The 11,510-nt window shown below is 67.5% G+C and carries 11 protein-coding genes and 1 pseudogene; 7 read left to right on the top strand and 5 right to left on the bottom strand.

Annotated features, from left to right (window positions below):
- Both HC022_RS11620 and HC022_RS11615 read left to right on the top strand, forming a co-directional pair.
- A partial coding sequence (locus tag HC022_RS11620; RefSeq protein ID WP_167452528.1) for a GNAT family N-acetyltransferase occupies positions 1-771 on the top strand: 771 nt, incomplete at its 5' end.
- Entirely contained in the window at positions 768-1,058 is a 291-nt protein-coding gene (locus tag HC022_RS11615) for a 4a-hydroxytetrahydrobiopterin dehydratase (RefSeq protein WP_008886774.1), read from the top strand. The genes HC022_RS11620 and HC022_RS11615, both read left to right, overlap by 4 nt.
- Before the next feature lie 53 nt (positions 1,059-1,111).
- Here HC022_RS11615 and HC022_RS11610 read toward each other — a convergent pair whose 3' ends face one another.
- A complete protein-coding gene (locus HC022_RS11610; RefSeq protein WP_167452527.1) occupies positions 1,112-3,637 on the bottom strand; it encodes a cation:proton antiporter in 2,526 nt (841 codons plus the stop codon).
- A 241-nt stretch (positions 3,638-3,878) separates the two neighbouring features.
- Here HC022_RS11610 and HC022_RS11605 point away from each other — a divergent pair, with 241 nt between their 5' ends.
- The gene (locus HC022_RS11605) at positions 3,879-5,603 is read left to right on the top strand and encodes a tetratricopeptide repeat protein (protein ID WP_167452526.1); all 1,725 of its coding nucleotides are present in this window, start codon (positions 3,879-3,881) and stop codon (positions 5,601-5,603) included.
- A complete protein-coding gene (locus HC022_RS11600) occupies positions 5,593-6,495 on the top strand; it encodes a 4-(cytidine 5'-diphospho)-2-C-methyl-D-erythritol kinase (RefSeq protein WP_167452525.1) in 903 nt (300 codons plus the stop codon). The genes HC022_RS11605 and HC022_RS11600 overlap by 11 nt, the downstream gene beginning before the upstream one ends.
- On the opposite strand, the gene HC022_RS11595 is transcribed toward HC022_RS11600, so the two are convergent.
- Positions 6,489-7,490, bottom strand: a complete 1,002-nt coding sequence (locus HC022_RS11595) for a polyprenyl synthetase family protein (RefSeq protein ID WP_167452524.1) — start codon at positions 7,488-7,490, stop codon at positions 6,489-6,491. The two genes, HC022_RS11600 and HC022_RS11595, sit on opposite strands and share 7 nt — an antisense overlap.
- Positions 7,491-7,545: 55 nt before the next feature.
- On the opposite strand from HC022_RS11595, the gene HC022_RS11590 reads away from it, so the two are divergent.
- The 3 genes from HC022_RS11590 (at position 7,546) to HC022_RS11580 (ending at position 8,812) form a co-directional block, all read left to right on the top strand.
- Positions 7,546-7,761 carry a DUF2007 domain-containing protein gene (locus HC022_RS11590; RefSeq protein ID WP_008886994.1) on the top strand — a complete coding sequence of 72 codons (216 nt, stop codon included), beginning with the start codon at positions 7,546-7,548 and terminating at the stop codon, positions 7,759-7,761.
- The gene (locus tag HC022_RS11585) at positions 7,751-8,524 is read left to right on the top strand and encodes a tRNA1(Val) (adenine(37)-N6)-methyltransferase (protein ID WP_167452523.1); all 774 of its coding nucleotides are present in this window, start codon (positions 7,751-7,753) and stop codon (positions 8,522-8,524) included. Before HC022_RS11590 ends, HC022_RS11585 begins: the two co-directional genes overlap by 11 nt.
- Before the next feature lie 114 nt (positions 8,525-8,638).
- The gene (locus tag HC022_RS11580; RefSeq protein WP_008886459.1) at positions 8,639-8,812 is read left to right on the top strand and encodes a YdcH family protein; all 174 of its coding nucleotides are present in this window, start codon (positions 8,639-8,641) and stop codon (positions 8,810-8,812) included.
- 211 nt (positions 8,813-9,023) lie between these two features.
- On the opposite strand, the gene HC022_RS11575 is transcribed toward HC022_RS11580, so the two are convergent.
- From HC022_RS11575 to HC022_RS11565, 3 genes and pseudogenes are all read right to left on the bottom strand, one after another.
- Positions 9,024-9,944: a VOC family protein gene (locus HC022_RS11575; RefSeq protein ID WP_167452522.1), complete on the bottom strand. Its 921-nt coding sequence runs from the start codon at positions 9,942-9,944 to the stop codon at positions 9,024-9,026.
- Between the two features lie 131 nt (positions 9,945-10,075).
- Positions 10,076-10,798 carry an acetoacetyl-CoA reductase gene (gene phbB, locus HC022_RS11570; RefSeq protein WP_008887042.1) on the bottom strand — a complete coding sequence of 241 codons (723 nt, stop codon included), beginning with the start codon at positions 10,796-10,798 and terminating at the stop codon, positions 10,076-10,078.
- Positions 10,799-11,185: 387 nt separating this feature from the next.
- Positions 11,186-11,510, bottom strand: a pseudogene (locus HC022_RS11565) (acetyl-CoA C-acetyltransferase); the annotation flags it as partial.

Raw genomic sequence — 11,510 nt, 5'->3', positions numbered from 1 at the left:
GTGCAGGGGGCGGTGCAACTCTGTGCCCAGAACCAGCTCAGCTCGCTGCACGTGACCTTCTGCACCGAGGCCGAGGCCATCGCGGGCGAGCGCATGGGGCTCATGCGGCGGACCACCCAGCAATTCCACTGGGAAAACGACGGCTACACCGATTTCGACGCCTTCCTCGCCAGCCTCAGCTCGCGCAAGCGCAAGAACATCCGCAAGGAACGGCGCACCGCGCAGGATTTCGGCGGGCGGCTGCGGATGCTGACCGGCGACGAGATCGAGCCCGAGCACTGGGACAGCTTCTGGCGCTTCTACCAGGACACCGGGTCGCGCAAGTGGGGCTCGCCCTATCTCACCCGCGCCTTCTTCGAGATCGCCCACGAGACCCTGCGCGACGACATCGCGCTGGTGATCGCCGAGCGCGACGGCATGGACGTGGCGGGGGCGCTCAACTTCATCGGGCGGGACGTGCTCTTCGGGCGCTACTGGGGCTGTCTCGAGGATCACCCCTGCCTGCATTTCGAGGCCTGCTACTATCAGGCCATCGACTTCGCCATCGCGCATGGCCTCTCGCGGGTCGAGGCCGGGGCGCAGGGCGAGCACAAGCTTGCCCGCGGATACCTGCCGGTCGAGACCCATTCCCTGCACTGGATCGGTGACAGGGGGTTTGCGGATGCGGTTGCGCGCTATCTCGTCGAGGAGCGGCGCGCGGTGGACGAGGAGATCGAGATCCTCACCGCCTACGGGCCGTTCCGAAAGGAAAGAAGGGAAGAGCAGGAATGACCGAGAAACTCTCCGAAACCGCACGCGACACCATCCTCGCGCCGTTGATGGACAACGGCTGGGAGATGGTCGATGGCCGCGATGCGATCCGCAAGACCTACGAGTTCGCCGATTTCGTCGAGGCCTTTTCGTGGATGACCCGCGCGGCGATGTGGGCCGAGAAGTGGAACCACCACCCGGAGTGGTCCAACGTCTACAAGACCGTCGAGGTGGTGCTGTCGACCCATGACGTGGGCGGGCTGTCCTCGCTCGACGCCAAGCTCGCGCGCAAGCTCGACGCGCTCTGAGATGACGCGGCCCGCCGGCGTGTGAACGGCGGGCCTGCACCCTCGCAGGCGTCTCAGGCGACCTGCTTCTTCTCGTCCTTGGGAAGGGGAAGGATCGAGTCTGGCGGGATGCCGCGCTTTTCGGCGCTGGCCCGGACCCCCTCGCGCAGGGTGGAACTGCGCTTCAGAAGCTTCCGGAACCGCGCCTCGTCGAGGATCAGCAGCGTCGTCGGCACGATCGCACGCGCCTCGACACGGCGCGGCCTGCGGGTCAGCAGCGCCATCTGACCGAACATCTCGCCCCGGCCCAGGCGCCAGCTCTGCCCGGCGTTCTCGAGCTCGACCGCGCCAGTCGCGATGAAATAGACGCTGCGCGGGGCGCTGTCCTTGCGCATCAGCAGCGTGCCCGGGTTGACGTAGCTGGCCTTGAGCGACTTCGCGAGGTGCCGCGCGGCCGTGTCGCTGAGGTCGGCGAACAGCGGGAACTGCCGCACCAGCTCGGTTCGCTGCAGCGCGACGTCGAGCTTCGGGCGCTGCTCGGCGGCGGTGCGGCGCTCGTCGATGTCATGCATCAGCGTGGTGTGCAGCTCGGGGCCGATCAGCCCGTCCTCGCGCATGGCGGCGTATTCGCGTTCCTCGAGCCGCAGGGCAGTGCGGCGGATGAAGCGGCGCTCGATCTCTTCGGCATAGCCCGGGTACTGCAGCCGCAACCCGTCGAGCGCGGTCTCCACCGCCTCCATGCGGCGGCTCAAGAGCTCGGTCAGCAGGTCCGAGACGCGGCGGCCGTGGATCCGGCGGATGCGGCCGTGGATGAAGCCATCGAGGTCGCGCAGGATCAGTTTCTGGGCCAGCAGCAGCTCGAAGCGATCGGCGGTGAGCCGTGCCAGCGGGTGCGAGAGCCGCAGCCTGTTGTGCAGCATCACCGCGAAGGTGAAGCTTTTGCCGTAGGCGGTGCTGCGCCGCCCGGCGCGACCATAGCCGCTGCGGCCGTTGCTGCGCGTGGCTTCGATCAGCCGGTCGACGTCCGAGAGCAGCCGCTCCGCCAGCCGCGACGAGACCGAGTGGTCGCGCACCCGCGCGATCACCGTGTCGCGCTCGGCGCCCGCCAGTGCGATCAGCCCGAGAGTGATGCGGTCGCGGTCGAGGATCTCGGTGTTCTCCTCGGCGTCTTTCACCGCCGCCTCCAGCCGGTCGCCGGCGCGCTTGGCCTCGCCCCGCACGATCTCGCGGTCGAGGTCGTAGTTGGCGGTGGTCTTCGCCACGTCCTCGCGCACGGTCTGCAGGGCCACGGCGATGACCTGCTTGGACAGCGCCTGGTCGAGCGGCGACAGTCGGTCGAGCCCGAGCCGCCGGATCACCCAGCGCAGCGTCGTCCCCTGCACCAGCAGCGTGAACAGCGTGAAGCCGGTGGCGAGGATGCCGACCAGCCGCTTGATCTCGATCGGGACACGGAAGTTCTCGGTCACCGCCAGCGCCAGCGCCAGCGTCACCGCGCCGCGCAGCCCGCCCCAGAGGATCGCGACGCGGTAGGGGCGTTCCACCACCGGCGAGACCCTGAGCGCCGACAGGAGAGGCAGCAGCCCGAACAGGATCACCGCCCGCGCCACCATCGCCGCCAGCACCACCACGCCCACGAGGATCACGTCGCTGAGCCGGAACTCTTCCAGCATGCGCGGGATCAGCAGGGCGGCGAGGATAAAGATCAGCGCCCCGGCCCAGTGCGCCAGCAGGTCCCAGACCTCGCGCAGGTTGGTCCAGGCCTGCGGCGGCAGCCGGCCGGGCCCGACGATGTTGAGCGTGAGGCCCGCCGCCACCACGGCGATCACGCCCGAGGCGCCGACGCTCTGTTCGGCGATGATGTAGGCAAGGTAGGGCACCGCAACCGAGATCGACTGTTGCGCCAGCTCGTATTGCTCGAAGAGACCCATCAGCCGCAGCATCACCCGGCCGACGATCCAGCCGGTCAGCGCGCCGCCGGCGATGAGCACCGGGAAGCGGGTCAGCGCGTCCTCGAGCGTCGGGTCGGGCAGGCCCAGCATGACGAAGCCGAGGAAGAAGCCGAAAAGCGCGATGGCGGCGGCATCGTTCAGCAGGCTCTCGCCCTCGATGATGCGCGCCAGCCGGCGCGGCGCCGACAGCGAGCGGAAGATCGAGATCACCGCCGATGGGTCCGTGGTCGAGACGATGGCGCCCACCAGCAGGCAGGCCACCAGCGGCAGGGACGAGGCCCAGGACAGCGCGATCCCCACGGTCAGCGTCGCCACGATCACCGCAACCACCGCCATGACGAGGATCGGCACCCAGTCGTCGGCCATGCGCCGCACGTCCATGCCCAGTGTCGCCTGGAACAGCAGGGTGGGCAGGAACACGTAGAGGAAGACGTTCGCCCGGATCGGCAGGTTGATGATCGTCTCCGCCACCGGGTTCAGCGCATCCGTCAGCGACGTTCGCAACAGGAAGATCGCCCCGGCGGCGATCAGTATGCCGAGGACGGCGAGGATCACGCTGTACGGCAGCTGGAGCCGGGCCGCGAGCGGCTCGGCCATGCCGATCACGAGAAACAGCGAGGCGATGACAGTGGTGACCAGAACGATGTCCATGGGGTGCAAATAGGGGCAAAGGCGTGAATTTCGAAAGAGGCCTTTTGTCGGAGGCCCGCAGTTTCACGCAACTGTGCCCCGCCTGCGCGCGACACTCCGCCAGTGCCGGCGTTCCGGGCGGCGAAGGGCCGCGCGAAAGCTGGGCAGAGGCCCCGGTCTGACGCGGGCGTGAAGGGGCATCGCATTGCACGGTCGAGGCCGCCGGGATAGGCTCTTGGAAAGCAGACAGGAGATGATCGGCATGGCAGGCAAGGCATCGGGGTATCTTCGCAGCACGGCGCTCGCGCTGGTTGCTTTGGCTGGGCTCGCAGGTCCGGCTGTGGCGGAGAGCCTGTCCGGAGATTATCTGGCCGCCCGCCAGGCAAGCTTCTTCGGCGATTTCAAGGCCGCGGGTGACTATTACGGCCGGGCCATCGCCTTCGATCCCGAGAACCCGGCCCTGCTCGAGCGCGCTGCGCTGGCCCACCTCTCGCTCGGGGACATCCCCCACGCGGTCGAGCTGGCCGAGCGGCTGAGCACGCAGGGCTACCAGAGCCAGATCGGCCACATGGCGCAGATCGCCGACCTCGCCAAGCGCGAGGATTACGCCACCATCCTCAGCCGCATCGACGAGCAGACCGCCATCGGCCCGCTGGTCGACGGGCTGGCACGCGGCTGGGCCGAGCTTGGCCGTGGCGACATGAGCGCCGCCCTCGTCGCCTTCGAGGCGATGGCGCAGGAGCAGGGGCTGCAATCCTTCGCGTCCTACCACAAGGCCATGGCGCTGGCCTCGGTCGGCGATTTCGAGGGGGCGGAAGCGATCTTCGAGGCCGGCGACGCGGGCACGCTGCAATTCACCCGGCGCGCGGTGCAGGCACGGTCGCAGATCCTCAGCCAGCTCGACCGTCAGGACGACGCGGTGGCGATGATCGACGAGGGCTTCCCGCCCCCGCGCGACCCTTCGCTGGAACAGATGCGTTCGGCGCTGGTGGCGGGCGAGAAGCTGCCCTTCACCTACGTGAACTCGCCCCGGGACGGTATCGCCGAGGTGTTCTACACCGTGGCCGGCGCGCTCTCGAGCGAGGCCAACGACGATTTCACGCTGCTCTACTCGCGCATCGCCGAATACCTGCGCCCGGACCATTCCGGAGCCATCCTGATGTCGGCGAACCTGCTGGAAAGCCTCGGGCAGTACGATCTTGCGGTCGACACCTTCAAGCGCGTGCCGCGCGACGATGCCGACTATTTCTCGGCCGAGCTGGGCCGCGCCGAGGCGCTGCGCTCGGACGGCAAGCCCGACGCCGCGGTCGAGGTGCTCGAGCAACTCGCGCAGACCAACGGCAACCAGATCTCGGTGCAGTCGGCGCTTGGCGACATGATGCGCCAGCTCGAACGCTACGATCAGGCGGTCGCCGCCTATGATGCCGCCATCTCGGGCTTCGTCGAAGAGCACCCGGCGCAATGGTTCCTCTACTACGCCCGTGGCATCGCCAAGGAGCGGCTCAAGGACTGGCAGGCGGCGGAAGCCGACTTCCGCAAGGCGCTCGAGCTCAACCCGGGCCAGCCGCAGGTGCTGAACTATCTCGGCTATTCGCTGGTGGAGCACCACGCCAAGCTCGACGAGGCGCTGTCGATGATCGAACAGGCGGTCGCGACCGAGCCCCAGAGCGGCTACATCGTCGACAGCCTCGGCTGGGCGCTTTACCGGCTGGGCCGCTACGAGGATGCCGTCGCGCATATGGAGCGCGCCGCCGAGCTGATGCCGGTGGACCCGGTGGTCAACGACCACCTCGGCGACGTCTACTGGGCCGTCGGGCGCACGCTCGAAGCCGAGTTCCAGTGGAAGCGCGCGCTGAGCTTCGTCGACTGGGAAGAGGCCTCGGACGAGGTCGATCCCGAGCGCATCCGCCAGAAGCTGAAGGTCGGGCTGGACCAGGTCCTCTCCGAAGAGGGCAAACCTCCGCTCAAGGTTGCCAATGGCGAATAGGGTCTTTGCCCCGGCCAAGATCAACCTGACCCTCCACGTCACCGGCCGGCGATCTGACGGCTACCATCTTCTGGACTCGCTGGTGAGCTTCGCCCCGGTGGGCGACTGGCTGACGGTGGCGCCGGGGGACGGGCTGACGCTCGAGGTCTCGGGTCCCGAAGCTGCCGGCGTGCCCGACGACATGAGCAACCTCGCACTCCGGGCGGCCGCACTGCTTGCCGGGCACGAGGGGGCTGCGCTGACGCTTGAAAAAAAACTTCCGGCGGCCTCCGGCATCGGCGGAGGCTCTGCCGATGCGGCGGCGGCACTGCGGGGCATCGCTACCCTGTCGGGCGAGATCCCGCAGGGGTTCCTCGAACTTCCCGACCTGCTGATGCATCGCCACGCCGAGCGCATTCTCAGCCTTGGCGCCGACGTACCGATGTGCGTGCTCTCGCACCCGCTCCGGGCCCGCGGCATCGGCGAGCGGCTCGGCCTCGTCACGCTGCCCGACATCGCGGCAGTGTTGGTCAACCCGCGCCTGCCGGTGCCCACGCCCGCGGTGTTCAAGGCGCTCGAAACCCGGGACAATCCGCCGATGCCCGACACGCTGCCCGAGTTTCCGGACGCGGCTTCGCTCATCGGCTTCCTCGCCAGGATGCGCAATGACCTCGAGGCGCCGGCCCTGAAGGTCGAGCCCGGGATCCGTGCGGTGCTGGATGCACTGGCGGGGCAGGGCGGTTGCGGGCTGGCGCGGATGTCGGGATCGGGCGCGACCTGCTTCGGGCTCTTCCTGTCGGAAGATGACGCCAGGGCGGCCGCGCAGGCACTGACCGAGGCGCATCCCGGCTGGTGGGTAGCCTCGGGTGTTCTCGGCGATTGCTCGGAGCGGGCGCTGCCGCGGCCTCAGTAAAGCCGCGCCACCACGAAATCGGCGAGATCGATGAGCAGGTCGCGCAGTTCCGACTGCGGCAGCTCTGTCATTGCGTCTTTTGCCTTTTCGGCCCAGGCCAGCGCATCGGTGCGGGTGTCCTCGAGCGCGGCGTGGGCGTTCAGCAGCTCCAGCGCATGTTCGAGATCGCCGTCGCGCTGGTCGCCCTTCTCGATCGTGCGGACCCAGAAGGCGCGCTCTTCATCCGAGGCGCGGGCCACGGCCTTGATCAGCGGCAGGGTCAGCTTGCGCTCGCGGAAGTCGTCGCCGACGTTCTTGCCGGTGGCCGAGCTGTCGCCCTGGTAATCGAGCAGGTCGTCGGCGATCTGGAAGGCGATTCCCAGCGCGTCGCCGTAGGTGAAGAGCGCCTGCACCTGCTCCTCCGGAACGCCGGCGATGACGCCGCCGACCTCGGTTGCGGCCGAGAACAGCGCCGCGGTCTTGCCACGCACCACCTGCAGATAGATCTCTTCCGTGGTCTTCAGATCCTGCGCCGCGGTCAGCTGCAGCACCTCGCCCTCGGCGATGGTGGCGGCAGCGTTCGACAGGATGTTGAGCACCCGCAGGTTGCCGGGCTCGACCATCAGCTGGAAGCTGCGGGCAAAGAGGTAGTCGCCCACCAGCACGCTGGACTTGTTGTCCCAGAGCAGGTTGGCGGTGGGGCGGCCCCGGCGCTGGCTGCTCTCGTCGACCACGTCGTCATGCAGCAGCGTCGCGGTGTGGATGAACTCGACGGTCGCGGCGAGGTGCACGTGGAACGGGCCCTCGTAGCCGCAGAGCCGCGCTGAGGCGAGCGTCAGCAGCGGTCGCAGCCGCTTGCCGCCCGCTTCGACGAGGTGCGCAGTGACCTCGGGAATGCGGGGCGCGTGTTTTGAGGCCATCCGCTCGCGGATCAGCGCGTTGACGCCGCCCATATCCTCGGAAAGCAGTTCTGCGAGCCGGTCATGCGGCTTCTTGTTCGGCGTATCCAGACCCATCAAACCCTCGGCATCAGGCTCGACAAGGCGGCTGCCCTGTCCTTACATCCCCTTCATGGAAGAGCTTCTTCGCACCAACGACATAACGCTGATCCCGCTGGTCAAAACCCTTCTCAACGAGGAGGGTATAGACAGCTTCGAGCTGGACGTAAATATGAGCGTGCTTGAAGGCAGCCTAGGCATTCTGCCGCGCCGCCTGATGGTCCGGGCCGACCGCATCGAAGACGCCCGACGGGTGCTCCGCATGTACGGGGTCAAGTTTGAGGGCTGATCCGTTCCCCGACGACGCGCTGGTGCGCAATGCGTTCCTGGGCGGTCGCGTGCAGCTCTGGCAGCCGGTAGAGGGCTACCGAGCAGGCATCGACCCGGTGCTGCTGGCGGCAACGATCCCTGCCCGGTCGGGCGAAAGCGTGCTGGAGCTCGGCTGCGGCGCGGCACCGGCGCTCTGCTGTCTTGGGGTACGGGTGCCGGGTCTGAAGCTGGCCGGGCTCGAGATCCAGCCGGGCTACGCGGCGCTGGCGCGGCGCAACCTCGAGGGCAACGGGCTCGACGGCGCGGTGTTCGAGGGCGACATCGCCACCCCTCCCGCCACGCTGCGGGCGCTGACCTTCGATCACGTTCTCGCGAACCCGCCCTATTTCGAGGCCGATCGCCGCAGTGCAGCACCGGACGTGGGGCGCGAGATGGCGCTCGCCGGTCCGGCGCCGATGGCCGCCTGGGCGGCGCTCGCGGCGCGTCGGCTGCGGCCCAGGGGCTCCATGACCTTCATCCAGAGGGTCGAGCGGCTGCCTGAATTGCTGGCCGCGATGCAGGCGGTTTTTGGCTCACTGGAGCTCTGGCCGCTGGCGCCGCGCGCCGGGCGGGCGCCCCGGCTGATTCTTGCTCGCGGTCGCAAGGGTGGGCGGGCGGCTTTCCGCTTTCACCCGGCCCTCGTGCTGCACGAAGGCGCGCGCCACCTTGAAGATGGCGAGGACTATACCGACGTCATCAGGGCGACGCTTCGGGAGGGCAAAAGGATGGATTTCCCGGTGTGATCGCCCGGTGTTGACGCATGGTAAAGGATTCTTCAGCACGTTCGCATCTGCAGCGTGACTTGAATCGCCGGATGTGCTGCACTGGAAGTTCTAACCCGGCACAAGGAGGAAAGAATGAGCTTGAGTTCGCACCTGCAGGAACTGAAGAAGAAACACCAGAACCTCTCAACGGCTGTGGAAGAGATGCAGCGCAGTCCGGGCGTGGACGACCTGCATGTCGCCGCCCTGAAGAAACAGAAGCTTCGCATCAAAGAAGAGATTACGCGGCTCAGCGGACATCCGAACTGATCCGGCATAACTGCTGACGAACCGGTCTGGTGGTCTCACGGGGGCTACCGGGCCGGACCCGAGATACCAGAAGCCTCTGTCGAACCCGCTGCGGTCCGACCATATCGTCGCCAGATTCACTTAAGAATTCTTTACGTTACAGCCGATTTCCTGCCTGCCGAATTCGTTAGTCCCTCTTACATGACCTCTGGTGCCCGGGCCGCCGGGCCGATCAATCGTTGATCGGCTCGAGCGTGCTCTCCAGTTGCTCCCGCAGATGCGCGTGCTGCTCCGGCAGCTTGAGCGCCTCGCCAAGGTGCGCGGCCTCTTCGTCGCGTGCAAAGCCGGGCTCAGCGGTGGCCACCTCGAACAGCACCCCGCCGGGGCTGCGGAAGTAGATGGCCCAGAAGTAATCCCGGTCGATCTGCTCGGTCACGTCGAACCCCTGCGCTGTCAGCGAGTCGCGCACCCGCGCCTGCGCATCCCGGTCAGCCACCGCGAAGGCCACGTGGTGCACGCTGCCCGCGCCCTGATCGGCGCTCGGCAGGTCGCTCTGCACGAGATCCACGATATCGGCGCCGTTGCCATCGGGCATCCGGAAACGCGTCACCGGCCCGTCGGAGGCCTCCTCGACGTATCCCATGAAGCCCAGCAGCTCGGCGGTGGGCGCCACGTCGCGCAGCCGCAGTTCGACCGAATGGAAGCCGCGCAGCGCCGCGTCCCCGGGCACGCCACCGCCGGTCCAGGGCGTGCGGGCGTCGTCACATTCGACCAGAGACAGGTCGTCGTCGTCGGGGCCGTCGAGCTGCAGACGCGCCTCGCCGAAACGCGTCGCCTGCGTCGTGGGGGTGCGCCCCGCGAGCCGGTCGGCCCAGTAGGAGAGGCTGCCCTTCGGCACCGCGAAGGCGGTGGTCGAGACCTCGCCCGTGCCAGGCGTCCGGCGCTTGGCGTTGGGGAAGGGGAAATAGGTCATCACCGTGCCGGGGGCGCCGGTCTCGTCGCCGTAGTAGAGGTGGTAGACCTCGGGCCGGTCGAAGTTCACCGTCTTCTTCACCCGCCTGAGCCCGAGCAGGTCGGTGAAGAAGGCGTTGTTGCGGGCGGCACTGGTGGCAAGTGCTGTCACGTGGTGCAGGCCGGCGATATCCTCGATCATGGCATCTCTCCTCTGGCATGTGTCGGGGATATAGGGCGCGGCCCTGCGTCCGCCCACTTGCGCAAGCTCGCGGGCATGAAAAAGCCCCGGCGCGGCACGCCGGGGCGAAGATAGTGGCCGCAGGGGCCGGATCAGACGAAGAACTGGCCGCCGTTGGCCGAGATCGTCGAGCCGTTGATGAAGCCCGCCGCGTCGGAGGCGAGGAACACCACGCAGCGTGCGATCTCTTCGGGCTCGCCGAGACGGCCTGCGGGGATCTGGGCGATGATCGACTCGCGTACCTTCTCGGGGACGGCCATGACCATCTCGGTGGCGATGTAGCCCGGGCAGATGGCGTTGGCGGTGATGCCGGCGCGCGCGCCTTCCTGCGCGAGCGACTTCACGATGCCAAGGTCGCCGGCCTTGGTCGCGGCGTAGTTGACCTGAGCGAACTGACCCTTCTGGCCGTTGATCGACGAGATCACGATGACACGGCCGAACTTGCGCTCGCGCATGCCGGGCCAGACCGGGTGCACGGTGTTGAACACGCCGGTGAGGTTGGTGTCGATCACATCCTTCCACTGCTCCGGGGTCATCTTGTGGAACGGCGCGTCACGGGTGATGCCGGCATTGGCCACCACCACATCAATCGGGCCGAGATCGGCCTCGACCTTGGCGATCCCTTCCTTGGACGCCTCGTAATCCGCCACGTTCCACTTGTAGGTCCGGATGCCGGTCTCCTCGGTGAAGGCCGCGGCCTTCTCGTCGTTGCCCGCATAGGTTGCGGCAACCTCATACCCCTCGGCTTTCAGCGCTTTGGAAATCGCTTCGCCAATACCGCGGCTCCCGCCGGTGACCAGTGCAACTCTCGCCATAAAATTTTCCTCCGTTCTGGCAGATCGTCTTTGGAAACATCGTTACTTATCAATTAGTGATCGCGCAACAATGTTGCTTTGTATCGTCCAACTTAGTCAAAGAGGGCTGGCCGCCCGCTTTTGTCTCGTCCGGTGTACCCGGCACCTTCTGCGGATCCGTGCAACCGCTCCGGAGAGCAGTGCGCCGTGCGCATGTGCTTGCGCGCCGCGCGGCGGGGGCCGGCGACCGGGTCCTGAGCTTGAGGGTGAAAGGGGAGATGCGGAGTGACCCCGACCTTCCGAGAACAGGGCGGGGTTTCGTCAATGGGGACGATCCGCGCCGGGTCTTCGCAAGCTCTGGTCATGTGAGAGTGCCCGGGGGGCTCATCGCCCCCCGGTCCCGTTCTGTCAGTCGCGTTCCACGCAGAGCGCAACGCCCATGCCGCCGCCGATGCAGAGCGTGGCGAGGCCTTTCTTGGCGTCGCGGCGCTTCATCTCGAAGAGCAGGGTGTTGAGCACGCGCGCACCGGAGGCCCCGATCGGGTGACCGATGGCGATGGCGCCGCCGTTCACGTTCACGATCGACGGATCCCAGCCCATGTCCTTGTTCACGGCACAGGCCTGTGCGGCGAAGGCCTCGTTGGCCTCGACCAGGTCAAGGTCATCGACCGTCCAGCCGGCCTTTTCCAGCGCCTTGCGCGACGCGTAGATCGGGCCCACGCCCATGATCGAC

The sequence above is a fragment of the Salipiger sp. HF18 genome, from assembly GCF_011806505.1.
Lineage (GTDB): Bacteria > Pseudomonadota > Alphaproteobacteria > Rhodobacterales > Rhodobacteraceae > Salipiger > Salipiger thiooxidans.
This window is presented reverse-complemented; position numbering and strand designations above follow the sequence as displayed.

Bases quoted from the DNA above. Each gene is read 5' to 3' on its own strand.
- HC022_RS11615 (WP_008886774.1), top strand. From the start codon at position 768: ATGACCGAGAAACTCTCCGAAACCGCACGCGACACCATCCTCGCGCCG.
- HC022_RS11610 (WP_167452527.1), bottom strand. From the start codon at position 3,637: ATGGACATCGTTCTGGTCACCACTGTCATCGCCTCGCTGTTTCTCGTG.
- HC022_RS11605 (WP_167452526.1), top strand. From the start codon at position 3,879: ATGGCAGGCAAGGCATCGGGGTATCTTCGCAGCACGGCGCTCGCGCTG.
- HC022_RS11600 (WP_167452525.1), top strand. From the start codon at position 5,593: ATGGCGAATAGGGTCTTTGCCCCGGCCAAGATCAACCTGACCCTCCAC.
- HC022_RS11595 (WP_167452524.1), bottom strand. From the start codon at position 7,490: ATGGGTCTGGATACGCCGAACAAGAAGCCGCATGACCGGCTCGCAGAA.
- HC022_RS11590 (WP_008886994.1), top strand. From the start codon at position 7,546: ATGGAAGAGCTTCTTCGCACCAACGACATAACGCTGATCCCGCTGGTC.
- HC022_RS11580 (WP_008886459.1), top strand. From the start codon at position 8,639: ATGAGCTTGAGTTCGCACCTGCAGGAACTGAAGAAGAAACACCAGAAC.
- HC022_RS11575 (WP_167452522.1), bottom strand. From the start codon at position 9,944: ATGATCGAGGATATCGCCGGCCTGCACCACGTGACAGCACTTGCCACC.
- phbB (WP_008887042.1), bottom strand. From the start codon at position 10,798: ATGGCGAGAGTTGCACTGGTCACCGGCGGGAGCCGCGGTATTGGCGAA.